Source organism: Glycomyces tarimensis, assembly GCF_054776215.1.
In genome coordinates this window covers 672,521-687,032 of record NZ_BAAHCB010000005.1, presented here as the reverse complement: position 1 = coordinate 687,032, position 14,512 = coordinate 672,521, and the positions used below count along the sequence as shown (strand labels likewise).

The window sequence follows — 14,512 nt, the reverse complement described above, 5'->3', positions numbered from 1 at the left end:
GGAATACCCTCACCCCCAAACTGAATGCACTGCCCCCGACCGGAAGGAGCCACCGTTGATTCTCGTGGCAGGCGAGAACGTGATCGACCTCGTGCCCGCGCCCGGCGGTCAGCTGCGGCCCACCTGCGGGGGCGGGCCCGCGAACACGGCGGCGGCCCTGGCTCGGCGCGGGGTCCCGACCGCCCTGGTCGGAGCGGTCGGCGGCGACCACTTCGGGCGGCAGGTGTGGCGGCGCCACATCGCCGCCGGGGTGCGGCGCGACTACCTGGAACGCACCAAGCTGCCTTCGACGCTCGCGCTCGCCGTGGTCGACGAGGACGGGACCGCCGACTACGACTACTGGACGACCGGGACGGCTGACTTCGCCTGGGAGCGAAAGCAGCTTCCCACTCCCGACCCGGCCCGGGTGGACCTCGTCCACTTCGGCTCGCTGGCCGCCTATATCGGGCCGTCGGCGCGGATCATCGAGAACTGGGTGAACCGGGCGAGGCGCGCGGTGCCGATCACGTTCGACCCGAACATCCGGCTGTCGGCGATGGGCGAGATCGACCAGGTGCGGCGGCGCACCGAGCGGTTGGTCGGGCTGGCGGACCTGGTGCGGGTCTCGGAACGCGACCTCGCCCGGCTCTACCCGGACGGCGACGTCCACAAGATCGCGCACGCCTGGCTTGGACTGGGCCCAGAACTGGTGGTGGTGACGCTGGGCGAGGCGGGATCGGTGGCGTTCCACCGCAAGCACGTCACGGAGACGCCCGCGGTACCGGTGGAGGTGGTCGACGCGATCGGCGCGGGCGACACCTTCACCTCGGGGCTGCTCGGCTGGCTGACCTCGGCGGGCTGGATGCGCCGCGACCGGATGGCGGCGTGGGGCAACAAGACGGTGATGGCGGCCGCGCTGCGGTACGCGAGCCAGATCGCCGCACAGGCCTGCACGGTGCCGGGCGCGCCGTGACCGTGCCGCCGACGCCGACGCCGACACAAGCCAGATCACAGCGACATAAGATCGGAGTGTGTCCGAACCAGAACTGCGTATCTGCCTCGACGATTCCGACCTCGACGCCGCGTTGCGTTTCGACGCGAGGAGGGGCCTGACCTCGGCCCCGAAGTACCTGCCGATGCGGCTGCACTACGACGGACGGGGCGCGGCCCTGTTCGGCGAGCTGACGTGGCAGAGCGAGTACTACCCCTCGCGCTGCGAACGCGAGATCCTGGGGGCGAACTCCGAGGCGATCGCCGACGTACTCGCCACCGAGTCGAACTCCGGGGGCTTCGAAAGCCCCATGGGGGCACCGGTGTCGGTCATCGAGCTGGGTTCGGGGCGGGCCGAGAAGATCCGGGTCCTGCTCGACACCCTCGACCGCGACGGGCAGCTGGAATCGTTCTGGCCCTTCGACGTCGACGCCGGCTCGGTCCGGAACGTGCTCGATGACCTGGCCGTCCGCTACCGCGACATCATCCTCGGCGGCATCGTCGGCGATTTCACCCTGCACCTGGAGCACATGCCCGACCACCAGCACACGAGACTCGTCGCCTTCCTCGGCGGGACGTTCGGCAACTTCACCGGGATGGAGCGCGACCAGTTCCTCCAAGACCTGCGCGACGCGCTGCGGCCCGGTGACTGGTTCCTGGCGGGCGCCGACCTGGTGAAGGACCCCGAGATCATCCTGGCCGCCTACAACGACGCCGCCGGGATCACCGCGGAGTTCAACCGGAACGTCCTGCGCGTGCTCAACGAGCGCCTCGGCGGCGACTTCGAGCCGAACAACTTCGAACACGTCGTACGGTGGGACGCGGACGCCTCCAGGGTCGAGCTGCGGCTGCGGGCGCTCAAGCCGATGACGGTCAACCTGCCCGCGATCGAGCTCCAGGTCGAACTCGACGCCGGCGAGGAGATCCAGACCGGCATCTCCGTCAAGTTCCACCCCGAGGACCTGGAGAACCAGTTGCGGGCGGCGGGTTTCCAGCCGGAACGGTGGTGGACCGACGCGTCCGGCTACTTCGGGCTCTTCCTCGCCCGGGTGGCCTGAGGCGGATGGCCGCAACACGGTGACCGCCGCCGGGCGGCGAACTAGGGTGGTCGGTATGGGACAAATCGTGCTGATCCGCCACGGGGAGACGACCTGGTCGGCCTCCGGGCAACACACCTCGGTCACCGACCTCGAAATCACGGAGAAGGGTGTGGCCCAGGCCAAGGCGCTCGCTCCGATGCTCGGGCACTGGGATTTCACCGCGGTCTGGTCGAGCCCGCGCAAGCGCGCCACGCAGACCGCCGAAGTGGCCGGGCTGCCCATCACCGACATCAAGCCGGACCTGGTCGAGTGGGCGTACGGCGACTACGAGGGCATGACCTCCGAGGAGATCAGAGAGGCCGATCCGGAGTGGACGCTCTGGACCGCCGGAGGCAAGGGACCGGGCGGCGAATCGGCCGCGCAGGTGGAGGAGCGCCTCGACCGGGTGCTCGACGAGGCCCGCGAACTGCTCGACCAGGGCGACGTGGCGTTCTTCGCCCACGGTCACAGCCTTCGGGCGGTCGCGGCGCGATGGCTGGGCAGGCCCGCGCGCGACGGGCGCGAGTTCACCATCGAGACGGCTTCGATCGCGGCGCTGGGTTTCGAGCACGGGCGTCCGGCGATCGCGCTGTGGAACCTGACGCCGGAGCTGGCGAATATCCCCATTGGAAATGACTAACGACCGGGACATAGTCGCATGACGACAATTCCCGCGAGCAAATGGCATGGGCAATTCCGGGAGCATGCGCGTGTTGATGGTTGCTTTCGCGCACTGCGCGTGCGAAGGTGCTCGCACGCGCAGTGCGCGAATGTTCGACCCAAATTCAATATGGAATCGGTGGGCCGCCGCCTGAAACGCGAATCTCCGTGGCGGCCCACCCCCAAACCCTGAGAGGAAACCTCCCATGGTTAGCGTCAGCCTACGCCAAAATCCGATGCTCGCAACAGAGCAAAACGCTCGCGTCGCCCTTCGGCCGGTCTCGGGCACGCCGCTCTGGGCGCGACCGGACGCTCCCGGCGAGTCTCGTCCGGTCCCACCCTGGGACGAGTGGACCATTCCGCCCAGGCCAGCGGCCCTCGCCAGCGCCCGCAAGCCGAGCCCGCGCCCGGCCGAGCCGTTCCATCCCTGGCGAATCGGCTTCGAGCGACCCGAATCCGTCGATTACCCGATCGAGGGACAAACGGAGTCCGGGACCGTCACCAAGCGGCTGGTCTTCCTGCTCGGTCTCGCCTACCTGTTCTTCGCCGCGCTCGCGACAGGCCTGGTGTGGACCGGCCACCTCGACTCCGCGCCCAACAAGAAGGAACCGGCCAACGCACTCCCTCCACGGCCACGACCGCCGGAAAGGCACCCGCACTCCCCCGGCCTGCACACCCGTCCCGACGGCAGTCGGTATCTCGTCATGCCGATGCCGTCCGACGTCGCCGACCGACTCCGGCGGCAAGCGATCGCGATCGGCGGTGGCTCGGCATGAGCCCGTCGCGCTACGCCCTGTACCGGATCCGCGCCCGCTACCAGCGGGCCCTGAACGCCCTGCCGATCCCGGCCGTATCCGTGCACCCGATCGATCCGAAGCGCCTGACCGTCCTCGGCGAGGCCACGATCGCCGGGCGCGCGATCGTCTTCGGGACACTCGCCGAAGCACCACGGCTGTGGGTGGCCTTCAAAGACGCCGAGCCGGGTCTCATCGGGTATATGACCGGCCTGGTCGTCGGCGAGCCGGATCTGTGGATCTGCGATGCCGCGCACCGGGCATGGACGCTCGAGGGCGACAACACGCCGAGCTTGAAGCGTGCCGCCGCCCGAGTCTGGTTCGACTGCCGGCGCGATTGCGGGGGCTTACCCAGCGGACCGCCGCGTTCACTCCTGCGCGTCGGCGCCGATGGGCTGCCGCGGCCGTGCCGGACCTCCGTCCGAGCCGGGACGGACTAGCCTGGGAAGACAGGCGAAAGTGATGAGGTGGGGCTGCCCATGAGACGAATCCTGCTGCTGGGCCTCGCCTTCATCGTGGGCGGCTTCTTCGTCGTCCGCGCCATGATGGAGCCCTTCGTCATCGACTTCTCCGACCCGTCGACCTACGAGAACGACTGGGGAGGCCCGAGCCTCATCGGCGTGCTGCTGGTGCACATGGGACCGGGCCTCATCGCCGTGGCCCTGTTCCTCCGGTGGATGGTCAGGTCCGACCGCCGCCAGCGCGCCGATCCCCCGGCCGAGCGCTGATCCGGAGCCGGCGCCCGCCGTGATCGGTGTATGCCGAGATTCGGCATACTCGTGCACACGAATGACGCGGCTCCGGCGGCGCGCGCCGCTCGCGTCCAGGTGCGCTCAGTTGATGTCGATCCTGGTGAGGCGCTGGGTCGATCGGGTCAGGACCACGTAGGCGACTCCAGGGCCGTGCTCGGCGGCGATGCCCTCCAGGTCGGCGGCGATGACCGCGTCCCACTCCAGACCCTTGGACTCGAGCGGCCCGACAAGCGTCACGCGGCCGTCATGCACGATATCGGCCAGCTCGTCGTGCCGCGAGTACGGCGCGATGATGCCCACCGTTCCCTCGACCGCGTCGAGCGCTTCGGCGACGGCACTGGCCACTTCCGGCAGCAGCGCGTCGGCGTCGACGCTCCGCTCCTCGACGTCCACGCCGGTCTCGCGGACCGCCTCGGGCAGGTCGATGTTCTTCAGCCGCGGCTTGGCCCACTCGGCGGCATAGTCGAAGACCTCTTTGGAGTTCCGGTAATTCTTCGTCAGGTGGAACTCGTGGATCCGCCCGCGCGGCACGGCCCTTCGCCTCGCGTCCGCGCTCTCCTTGGGCCTGGGCCAGCTCGACTGGGCCTCGTCCCCGACGATCGTCCAGCCGGCGGCGCGGCCCCGGCGCCCGAGCATGCGCCACTGCATCGGCGACAGGTCCTGCGCCTCGTCGACGATGACGTGCGCGTAGTCCTCGTAGAACGCGTCCCTGGGTTGGCGCTCCCCGCGGTCGTAGTAGCGGTCCTGGGTGGTCGAGACCTCCTCGACACCGCCGTAGGTGCGGATGCGGTCGCGCCGGCGCGGCTCGGGCTTCACGCCCAGCAGCATGCGCAACTCGTCCAGCAGCGCCACGTCCTGGATCGAGAACTCCGGCTGCCGGAGCGACTCGGCGACGGCATCGATCGCCGCACGCTTGAGCTGCCCCTCCGCGGCCGAGGAGAAGCGGCGCGTCTCGCCCGCCCAGGCGAGCACGTCGGCCGGGTCCAGATCGGGCCACCAGTGGTCGAGGAACGTCAGGAACTCACCGCGCGAACCGACGTCGCGGGAGAACTTGCCCGGCTCGGCGTCGGGAAGCACAGGCTTCACCTTGCGCCACAGGGCGACGAGCACGGCACGGCCGGCCTCGGTCTTGGCGAGGTTCGGGCGCTGCTCCTTCTCGAAGACGCGGGCGCGTGCGGCGGCGAGCTCAGCCGCGTCGAGTCGGAACACCTCGCCGAGGTAGGTGATCCGCAGCTCGTCGGGCGCGCCGGGCGGCGTCTGGCGCACCAGGCGCCTGAGGACCGGCAGCATCACGCTGCCGCCCTTGACGGCGGCGACCTCCGGGCTGTCCTGCCGGGTGGCCTCGACGCCGGCGTAGAGCTCGCCGAGGGAGTAGAGCGCGGCGGTCTCCTCGCCGAGGCTGGGCAGGACGCGGCCGATGTACTTCATGAACACCGCCGAGGGGCCGACGACGAGGATGCCGGCCGCCTCGTAGCGGCTGCGGTCCTGGTAGAGCAGGAACGCGGCACGGTGCAGCGCGACGACGGTCTTGCCGGTGCCCGGTCCGCCGGTGATGAGGGTGGCGCCGCGCCCGGGCGCGCGGATCGCGGCGTCCTGCTCGGACTGGATGGTGGCGACGATGTCTCTCATGCGGCCGGTCCGCTTGCGGCCCAAGGCCGCCATGAGCGCGCCGTCGCCGATCACCGGCAGCCGGTCGGCGGCGTCCTCGTTGAGCAGGTCGTCGCTGATCTCCTCGACGCGGCGACCGAAGGAGCGGATGACGCGCCGCCTGGCGACCTCCTGGCGGTCGACGGCGGTGGCGCGGTAGAACGGGGCGGCGGCGGGGGCGCGCCAGTCCACCAGCAGGGTCCGGTACTCGTCGTCTCGGACGCCGAGGCGCCCGACATGGCGGACGCGGCCGTCGTCGAAGTCGAGGCGCCCGAAGACGAGTCCTTCGTGCTGGGAGTCGAGGTCGGCGATGCGGCGGGCGGCGCGGTAGACGAACACGTCGCGCTCGAACTGCGCACCGGGCACGGTCGCGTCGCGGTGCGCGTATCCGGCGTCGCGGTGGCCTTCGGCATCGGCGCGGAGCACGTCGACCCGGTCGTAGACGCGGTCGACGAATTCCTGTTCGAGCGCGACCTCCTGGTCAGGGGTATTGGCCGGGTTCGGGGTCGGGACGGCGTGGGACGTGTCGACATCCTGCGGGTTTTCGGCGTCGACCTGGTCTGCTTTCTCGGACACAGCGCTCCTCGCTCGAATTCGGGAACGCACCAGCCTAGCGCGTCGGAACCTGGCCCGTCTTCTGATCGACCCCTACTTGTGATCGCTCCACAACCGGTGCATCCAGGTGGTCTCCTCGCGGTCGAGATCCGTGAACCCGAATTTGCGGTAGAGCCCGTCCGCGTCGTCGGTCGACAGGACGATCCGGCGCAGTCCCATGGCCTCGACATCGCGCATGATGCGTTCCACCAGGCGCTTCCCCAGGCCCTCACCGCGCGCTTCCCGGTCGATGTAGACGTCGCCGAGCCAAGCGAAAACGGTGCGGTCGGTCACCAGCCGGGCGAATCCCAATTGGCGCCCCGAGGTGTCGTAGAGGCCGTAGCACAGGGAGTGCTCGACGGCCTGGGCGACGCGTTCCCGGGGCCGATCGGGGGCCCAATACGTATCGGTGGAAAGCGCCTTGTGGAGCCAGTCGAGATCGATGCGCTCGGGATCGGTGGAGATGACGTAGTCTTCAGCCGCTGCCATTTCGTTCCTTCCGCAGTCGCGAACGCCACCAGCTCGAGCTCGCCTCGGAGGGCAGGAGATCGTTGTCCGCCAAGACCCGCCGCACCCGCTCGGCTCGGCTGTGCCGGATCCCACTGTACAGCTTCCGCGACTCCTCCAGCGCCTCCGCGGCCTCGTCCCGGCGGCCCAGAGCCAGGAACGTCTCACCTTGGCCCGCAAGGGCGTCGGCGGTGCCGACCTGGTCCATGATGTGCCGGTACAGCTCGACCGCGGCGGTGAACCGCTCGAGCGCCTCGGCGTGGTGGCCCTCGGCGGCGGCCAGGTCGCCCAGGCCCCGCAGCGTGTCGGCCTCGACGAGCTGATCGTGGCTGGCGCGGGCCAGATCCAGCGCGGCGTCATAAAGGCGGGCCGCGACGGGCAGTTCCCCTTTGCGGCGGGAGACCTCCGCGCGGCCCCAATAGGACTCGGCGACGCCGCGCAGATCGTTGTGGTCCTGGAAGAGCCGCCCGGCATGGCGGTACAGCTCGAAGGCGCCGTCGAGGTCGGGATCGGGCCGCAGCACGGTGATCTCGGCCAGACCCAGAAGACACTCGGCCTCGCCTCGGTCCAGCCCGAGCGCGGCGTAGCCCTGGCGGGCCCGCTCCAAATGCTCGGCCGCCGTCTGCCAGTCCTCGCGCAGCCGAGCGACGTGGCCGAGTCCGCAGCGGGAGTTGGCCTCGCCTTCGGGATCGCCGAGCTCGGCGTAGAGCTCCATGGCGAGGGCCAGCTCGTGCTCGGCTTCGGAGTAGCGGTCGAACATGCGGAAGACGCGGCCGCCGAGCGAACGCCTCGAGTCGGCCTCGGCCCGGCGGTCGCCGAGCTCCTCGCTGAGCCGGATCGCGGTGGACAGGAACAACTCGGCGTCGCGTGTGTAGCCGATGCGCAGCAGCGGCGGGCCGGCGAGCTCGCACAGTTCCATGAGGACGCGCCGCTCCGTCTCGCCGGATTTCACGTGGAAGCGCACGGCCTCGCGGAGATTGCGGCGCTCGGCGGTGAGCCACCGTCGCGCTTCGTCGACGGTGAGGTGCAGCGAGCCGATCTCGGTGCCGCAGTGGCGGCCTTGGGAGTCGTCGAAGCAGTCCCGGACGGCCCGCACGTAGTCGAGCTGGCGGCGCAGCAGGCGCAGTCGCGCGTCTCGGGCGTCGTCCGCACCGATGTATTCGCCCAGGTCCTCCTCGACCGATTCCAGGGTGCGGTCGTGGAAGCCGTAGGAGCCGTCAGGACCGGGTTTGAGCAGGCCGGCCTCGACGAGCGCTTCGAGGCGCAGCGCCGCCTCCTCGGGGCTGATGCGGTCGAGCGCGGCGAGATTGTCGGCGGTGAGCCGGAATCCGGGCTGTGCCGCGAGCATGCCGAGCGAACGGTGCAGGTGCGGGTGGAGGCGGTCGATCACGAGCGCGTGTGCGGTGGCGACGAGGTCGCCGGCCTGCGGTGCCGCGCTCGGGTCGGCCGCGAGTATCTCGGGCGGCAGGGCACCGAGCAGTTGCTCCGGCCGCAGATCGAGCGAGCGCAGCAGCGGCAGCAGCAGCGGGACGGTCGAGACGCCGCGCACGAGCCGGGTCAGTAGCTCGGAGTCGCTGCCGTTGAGCCCGCTGACCTGGCCGATGACCGCCTCGATCGGCAGCGGCGGGATCGCCCAGCGGTGCGCGAGCAGGCCCGGCGGGTTGGCGCGGCTGGTGACGATGAGGACGCAGTGGCCGTCGCCGGGGAGGAACGGCTCGACCTGGTCGATGCCGCGCACGTCGTCGAGCACGACGGCCTGGACGTTGCGCTGGCGGATGGTGGTCTTCCAGCGTGCCCGCAGTTCGGCGGCGGGCAGGCGGTCGGCGCCGACGACGTCGTAGCGGCGCAGCAGGTCGGAGAGGACGCGCATCGGGTCGGTGCCCTGGTAGGCGGCGCCGCTCAGTTCCTTTGCGGCGCCGCGCAGGCGCACGAACGGCACGGCCTTCCCGCCGAAGTCGTCGAGGCGGCAGGCGAGCGCGGCGGCCAGTGTGGACTTGCCGGAGCCGGGGTCGCCGTGGATCCACACGATGGTGGCCCCGGCGGCGGTGCGGCAGTGGTCGAGCAGTTCTTCGAGGTCGTTGTCGCGGCCCAGCAAAGGCTCGTCGGAGACCGGGACGCCGAAACCGGTGCCGGAGAAGTCGACCTCGGCCGAGTCGGAGGCGGCCTCGAAGTAGGCCTTGCGGGCCTCTTGGACGCGGCTGTGGAGGCTTTCGAGGGTTCCACCGGTGACGCCTTGGCGGCCGATCTCGGCCAGCAGGCCCTCGTACAGTTCGCGGACCACCGTCACGGTGGCGATATCGTCGGGGTCGAGGTCGCTGAAGCGGCGGGCGAAGGTGTCGCGGAGGACCAGATTGCCGTACTCGTCGACGAAGTCCTCTTCGCTCAGCCCGTCGAGGGAGCTTCTGAATCGCGCGGCGATCGCGGCGCGGTCGGGTTTGGAGGAGGCGATCTGGGCGGCGGTCTTCACGGCCGCCCGGCGAACGGCCCGGCGCAGCGCTCGCTTGGCCCGCAGCCGGGGGAATTCGTCGCGAAAGGACAGTCCCATCAGGTCCGAAATGAATCCGATGATCTCAAACATGAAGGCCACGGTCACGAACTCCAAGCGCTCGAGGGGACTTGGCGCCGACACCAGGATACGTCATTCGCGCAAGGCGACCCGGCCCTCGCGCTGAGCGTTGCCCCGACCGAAGCGGTGCCGGCGCTGACCTCGCCGCACCCTGGAGGAAGGTTCACGTGGAGTTGTCGAGCCGGAGGAGCAAAGGACCCGAGGGCGGGTAGGATGAGTAATCCTCAAGGGACTGCGACAAGGCGCACTTCCCCAGCGCACGCAGCGTGTCACATGCTCGAATGGCAATATCCGCACTTGTCGGGTTTTTGACTTCGCAAGTCGATTGTGCCGTTGTACGGTATTTCTACGCCACTCAGTGATGGATCGGCTACGAAAATGTCGCTGCTCGACAAGAGACACCGCCTCCATCACCAGGTGGCCGCTCGGCGACGTGGGGTAGTCCGAGCGGCCCGCGGCGGGGCTCCGCTTACCTGGCCCGGAGCCCCGCCGCCCAATCCCGCAAGCGGTGGAGTCGGACGCCGGCCGACGCAGGGATCCTCGAAGCGCTGCTCGGCGGCGCGACCGGGGCCAGTTCCAAGAACGCGCGCTGGCCATGCTTTTCGGCGGCATGCGCCCGCCCGCGAGGCAATGAGGACGCGGAGACCCGCGGGCCGCCGCTGACACCCGGGGAGCCCGGCAATGGAAGGTGGGCGCTGGCGGGAACGGTGTGGGGTTGATGGTTGCTCTGCGCTAAAGGCGTCAGCGACGAAGAGGTTGGTTCTTTGTGGATGTTGGGTCGGCGGGCGTGCCGGTGGGGTGTGGGCGCGGGCCTCTGCGCGGGCGGGCCGTGTGGTGTCCGGTTTGTCTTGCGGGGCAGGACTTTTCGTGGTCTCGGGCGGCGGAAACGTGAGTGTTTTCCCACCCTAATGGGTGATGACAGAGCGGCTGTGACCTGGGAGAATAGAGGTATAGCACGAACCGGTGGAAACAGCAGGTTCGTACGAGACCTCAAGGAGGTGTCAGATGGCCAAGGCGAGCATGAAGACCAGCAGGACCGAGCGGAGCGAGCGGGCTCAGGCCATCCACACCAACCTCGACAGTGCCGCCGCCATGATCAACCAGGCCCACGCCAAGGTGCTCGCTGATGTGATCGAGGCGAAGGCGTGGAATATCCACCGTGACTGCGATGGCTTCTCGGCCTTGCGGGAGTGGCTGGTGTCGACCTTCGACTTCCACCTGCGCGTCGCGGCCGACCTGGCGGCGATCGCCCGCACGGCCGGGAAGTTCACCGTCCTCGCCGAGACCGCCACCTCCGCTGCGGCGCGGATCGACCGGGTCGCGGCGGCCGTGCGCCGCCTGGACGCCACCAAGGCCCTCCGCGTCTACGCCCGCACCCCCTACCGAGAGCCGGTCCCCTCCCCCTTCGACGCCGAGGTGTCGTGTGCGACCCCGGAGCATCTGATCGCGCAGTACTGCATCCACGCGACGGTGAAGGACGTGCACGCCCAGCTCGATGAGCTCCAGGCCGCCCTCGACTCCGGTGAGGAGCTGTTGGACGGGCTGGGGCAGCAGTCGTTGCAGCGGCTGGATCTGGTGGAGACTGAGAACGGCATGTTCGTCCTCTCCGGGCTGCTGTCTGCGGATACCGGGAAGCTGTTCGCGAAGCTGTTGACGACGGCCGTGCCGCCTCCCCGGCAGGACGAGGTCGACCAGGACGGGTGCCTGCCGCCTGCGGCGAACCGGCGGGCCGAGGCGTTCCACCAGGTGCTCGCGGCCCACGGGGCGGGCCCGAACGCGGCCAAGCGGCACGGGCACACCGCCATCCTGCACCTGTCGGTCGACATCGAGACCCTGGCTGGGGAGGACACCGGACGCGTGGCCACCTTGGAAGGCGACCCGATCAGCCTGGGGAAGGCCCGCCTGCTCGCCTGCGAGGGCCTCGTGATCCCCAACGTGTTCAATCACCGGACCGGTGAAGCGATCGAGCTCGGCCGGGCCCTGCGCCTGCCCAACAGCGCCCTGCGGCGGAAGCTGGAACTCGAGCAGCCCGGCGGGTGCGTCTGGAACGGCTGCCTCGCACCGGTGCAGTGGACCGAAGCCCACCACATCCGCCACTGGGCGAATGGTGGGCCGACAGTGGCGGAGAACCTGATCCTGCTGTGCCGGTTCCACCACGGCCGCATCCACACCCCCGGCTGGACGATCACCAAAACCGGACCCGGTAAGGCCCTGATCGTCCACCACGACGGGCACGAGGACACCGACCCCGACCTCACATGCGGCTGCGCCGACTGGCGCACCGACACCGACCTGGATCTGGGCTTCGCCGACGACATCGCGAACGCCTTCCCCACCGGCCTGTACCCCGAGGAATGGTCGGAGACCCTGAAACCCGACCTCGAAGCCGTTGCCGAGCAGGCCGAGACCGCGCAGGTCATGGCCGCCGCGAAAGCCGCCCGCGCCAAACTGCGAGCACGCTTCACGACACCGACTCCCCAAAGCGAGACCGCACCCGAACCGGCTTCAGCACCGGCACCCGAACCGGAGCAGGGCCAGAGGCGGGAATACGAGACTTCGACAGCGCTGACCGAGGCGAAGCGGATTCGCGAACCGGTCGGGGCCGCACCGGCACCGGACTACGGACCGCCCCCGTTTTTAGGGTGCCCGCCACGGGATGCCCTGGCGGGGAAGGCACCTCATAGGCCGCCAGCTCGAAACCGGCAACGGCTTCGAGCACATCCCCATGCCCACACCCCGAACCGGACCACCAACCGCCGAACCGGGCGCCCAGCCAAGGCCAGGGCCAGCCGACACGGCTCGGCCCCACCAGGCCCTCCAAACCCGCCGCCGGGCCAACCCCCCCAACCCCTCCCGGCACGGCACCACCGACCACCTCCGCGACGAACAGCCAACACCAGCCCAACTGCCACAGCTTTTATCGCTGCCATAGCGCAGCCGGGCCATCCACGACACCGACCCCGCCAACGCCTCCGGGGCCATTTCCGATCTCGACAGGCTCCCCGCCGAACCACAGCAGCACCAACCCCAGTCCCCCCCCCCCCCCGGCCACCCCGCCACCTCGTCATCGCTGCCTCAGCGCAGGGCGACCATCGCTCACGCCCGTTCCCGCCAGCGCATCGGCGGCCATTGCAGGGCTCAGCGGGCCATCCAGCCGGGCCACACCGGCTCCTGCCTCACGCGCGCAGCCAGGCCGCCCATGCCTTTGTCAGCTTGACCTGGGCTGTGAGGGCGGTGATCGAGTCGCGCAGGCCTTGTCCGAACGCTGCTTGCAGCTCCCGGCTGCCGCCTCGGTGTCCGCAGGCCATCCATAGTTGGTAGGCCGCGTACGAGAGGCGCAGGGCGAGCAGGCCGGTGAAGGCCGTCTCGTCGGTCGCCCCGATGCGCCCTCCGGCGGCGGCGTAACCGTTGAGGCAGGCCTCGACGGTCGCTCGGTCGGGCTCGACCCGGCCCAGATCGGGGCTGGCTTCGCTGAAGGCGATGCCGATCAACTCCCACCATGGCACTTGCGGCCCGGCGTGGTCGAAGTCCAGCAGTACCGGGCCGTCGGCGGTGACCAGGATGTTGTCGGGAGACGTGTCTCGATGCATGACGAGCTTCACCGGTCCCGATGCCAGGGTCTCCCCGACGATCGCGTTGATGCGCGCCGCGAGGTCTTTGAGTTCGCGAGCCCCGTCGACGTCGAGGACACCGAGCCGCTTTGCCTGAGCGAGCCAGTCGTCCCAGTCGGATTCCGGGTGGGTGTTGAAGTCGGCGTCGACCCCCGGGTCGGCCTCGATAGCGAGCTGTTCGAATGCCGCGGTGACCGTGCCCGTCCACTTCGCCAGGTGCGGGGCGAGAGGAGCGGTCGGTCGAGTGCCTTCGAGGAACCGGCAGGCCCTGGCGTAATGGTCCTCGCCGATCGGCCGCCACAGACCGGTCTCGGCAGATGGCGGCGGCAGCGGTTCGGGCATGGCGACTCCGGCCTGCCAGGCGGCGAGTTCCAGCTTTCCGGCTTGAGCGACGACGCCTTGCCAGAAATCACCCCACGGCCGGACGACCTTCACCACCCACGGCCCCGAAGCGGTCGCAAGTTTCCAGACCGGGTGCGGCTCCCCGCTTTTCAGTACGGACGCAGGCCGCCGCAAGCCTCCGAGGCCGAGTCGCTCGGCCACCTGCGCTGGTTCCATAGGGCCATTCAACGCGGGGAGGCGCTCCGGCGCCACCGGTTTTTCGCGTGACTAGTCCGGCTCGCGGCTTCGCCTCGGCTTGATCACGTGCGTCTTTCCGCGGCGGCGCTCGTCCACCACTTCGATGTCCGGCGCGAAATCCGCGACCGCTTCGGCCACGGCCCTCAAGCACAGCGGAGACAGCCCGACGCTTCTCGACAGCAGCGTCTGGCTCAGACGCACCGGTGAGCCGTTCTCCCGGTGCTCCTTGCTCGCGCGCTCCTTCGCGCTCGGCTCCTTTTGGCTCACGGTGTAGTAGTCGCCGGTCTTCTCCACGCCCAACCGCGTCCGCCAGCCGGGAAAGAGCCCCAGGATCCTGGTCTGCTGCCGCCATACGATCAGCCGCTGCACCTCGTTCCAGGGAAGGTCGACGCTGGGCGTGTCCCTGCGCACATGGAGCAGGCGGATGCCCTCCGAGAACAAGCGCAGCCCTTCGGCGTCGATCTTCGCCACGACCGGGCCTCGCAGCAGGTAGAACGCCTTCGCCGCCGTCCAGGCGACCACGATCAGCAGGAAGAACGCGAGCGTCAAGGGCACTGAGGTCTCGGTGTCGACGCCTCCCGAACTTCGGTAGACGACCGTCTCCTCCGCGGAATCCATGAACATCCACGGGGTCGCCGCCACGAGGGCCGCGGCCGTGGTGAACCACAGCAGATCGCCGAGCCTGATCCGGTCGGCGATCGTGATCTCATCATTCGGGCGTCGGTCTTGCGCGGTCACGGGTATTCCTTCGTAA

11 protein-coding genes and 1 pseudogene are annotated in these 14,512 nt (G+C 69.6%); 7 read left to right on the top strand and 5 right to left on the bottom strand.

Annotated elements, in window-relative coordinates; genetic code table 11:
- Positions 1-64 precede the first annotated feature (64 nt).
- The 6 genes from ACYVK3_RS08635 to ACYVK3_RS08610 all read left to right on the top strand — a co-directional run bounded on the left by ACYVK3_RS08635 (position 65) and on the right by ACYVK3_RS08610 (position 4,230).
- Positions 65-952, top strand: coding sequence for a carbohydrate kinase family protein (locus ACYVK3_RS08635; RefSeq protein ID WP_460496990.1), 888 nt, complete (start codon positions 65-67; stop codon positions 950-952).
- Between the two features lie 58 nt (positions 953-1,010).
- The gene (locus ACYVK3_RS08630) at positions 1,011-2,027 is read left to right on the top strand and encodes an L-histidine N(alpha)-methyltransferase (protein ID WP_460496866.1); all 1,017 of its coding nucleotides are present in this window, start codon (positions 1,011-1,013) and stop codon (positions 2,025-2,027) included.
- 55 nt (positions 2,028-2,082) lie between these two features.
- A complete protein-coding gene (locus tag ACYVK3_RS08625) occupies positions 2,083-2,688 on the top strand; it encodes a histidine phosphatase family protein (RefSeq protein ID WP_460496865.1) in 606 nt (201 codons plus the stop codon).
- 256 nt (positions 2,689-2,944) lie between these two features.
- Positions 2,945-3,484, top strand: coding sequence for a hypothetical protein (locus ACYVK3_RS08620; RefSeq protein WP_460496864.1), 540 nt, complete (start codon positions 2,945-2,947; stop codon positions 3,482-3,484).
- Positions 3,481-3,942 (top strand): hypothetical protein, encoded by a 462-nt coding sequence (locus ACYVK3_RS08615; RefSeq protein ID WP_460496863.1) that lies wholly within the window; start codon positions 3,481-3,483, stop codon positions 3,940-3,942. The genes ACYVK3_RS08620 and ACYVK3_RS08615 overlap by 4 nt, the downstream gene beginning before the upstream one ends.
- 39 nt (positions 3,943-3,981) lie before the next feature.
- Positions 3,982-4,230, top strand: a complete 249-nt coding sequence (locus tag ACYVK3_RS08610; RefSeq protein ID WP_460496862.1) for a hypothetical protein — start codon at positions 3,982-3,984, stop codon at positions 4,228-4,230.
- Positions 4,231-4,335: 105 nt separating this feature from the next.
- Here ACYVK3_RS08610 and ACYVK3_RS08605 read toward each other — a convergent pair whose 3' ends face one another.
- The 3 genes from ACYVK3_RS08605 to ACYVK3_RS08595 form a co-directional block, all read right to left on the bottom strand.
- The gene (locus tag ACYVK3_RS08605) at positions 4,336-6,477 is read right to left on the bottom strand and encodes a HelD family protein (protein ID WP_460496861.1); all 2,142 of its coding nucleotides are present in this window, start codon (positions 6,475-6,477) and stop codon (positions 4,336-4,338) included.
- A gap of 72 nt (positions 6,478-6,549) precedes the next feature.
- Positions 6,550-6,984, bottom strand: a complete 435-nt coding sequence (locus ACYVK3_RS08600) for a GNAT family N-acetyltransferase (RefSeq protein ID WP_460496860.1) — start codon at positions 6,982-6,984, stop codon at positions 6,550-6,552.
- A complete protein-coding gene (locus ACYVK3_RS08595; protein WP_460496989.1) occupies positions 6,971-9,580 on the bottom strand; it encodes a tetratricopeptide repeat protein in 2,610 nt (869 codons plus the stop codon). The genes ACYVK3_RS08600 and ACYVK3_RS08595 overlap by 14 nt, the downstream gene beginning before the upstream one ends.
- Before the next feature lie 993 nt (positions 9,581-10,573).
- Between ACYVK3_RS08595 and ACYVK3_RS08590 the strand changes: the two are divergent.
- A pseudogene (locus tag ACYVK3_RS08590) lies at positions 10,574-11,707 on the top strand (HNH endonuclease signature motif containing protein); the annotation flags it as partial.
- Positions 11,708-12,744: 1,037 nt separating this feature from the next.
- Here ACYVK3_RS08590 and ACYVK3_RS08585 read toward each other — a convergent pair.
- Both ACYVK3_RS08585 and ACYVK3_RS08580 read right to left on the bottom strand, forming a co-directional pair.
- Positions 12,745-13,737: a phosphotransferase enzyme family protein gene (locus ACYVK3_RS08585; protein WP_460496859.1), complete on the bottom strand. Its 993-nt coding sequence runs from the start codon at positions 13,735-13,737 to the stop codon at positions 12,745-12,747.
- A gap of 51 nt (positions 13,738-13,788) precedes the next feature.
- A complete protein-coding gene (locus tag ACYVK3_RS08580) occupies positions 13,789-14,496 on the bottom strand; it encodes a hypothetical protein (protein ID WP_460496858.1) in 708 nt (235 codons plus the stop codon).
- Positions 14,497-14,512 lie beyond the last annotated feature (16 nt).

What these genes read in the sequence shown, in the direction of transcription:
- ACYVK3_RS08625 (WP_460496865.1), top strand. Translation starts at nt 2,083, where the DNA reads ATGGGACAAATCGTGCTGATCCGCCACGGGGAGACGACCTGGTCGGCC.
- ACYVK3_RS08585 (WP_460496859.1), bottom strand. Translation starts at nt 13,737, where the DNA reads ATGGAACCAGCGCAGGTGGCCGAGCGACTCGGCCTCGGAGGCTTGCGG.
- ACYVK3_RS08620 (WP_460496864.1), top strand. Translation starts at nt 2,945, where the DNA reads ATGCTCGCAACAGAGCAAAACGCTCGCGTCGCCCTTCGGCCGGTCTCG.
- ACYVK3_RS08595 (WP_460496989.1), bottom strand. Translation starts at nt 9,580, where the DNA reads ATGTTTGAGATCATCGGATTCATTTCGGACCTGATGGGACTGTCCTTT.
- ACYVK3_RS08600 (WP_460496860.1), bottom strand. Translation starts at nt 6,984, where the DNA reads ATGGCAGCGGCTGAAGACTACGTCATCTCCACCGATCCCGAGCGCATC.
- ACYVK3_RS08615 (WP_460496863.1), top strand. Translation starts at nt 3,481, where the DNA reads ATGAGCCCGTCGCGCTACGCCCTGTACCGGATCCGCGCCCGCTACCAG.
- ACYVK3_RS08610 (WP_460496862.1), top strand. Translation starts at nt 3,982, where the DNA reads ATGAGACGAATCCTGCTGCTGGGCCTCGCCTTCATCGTGGGCGGCTTC.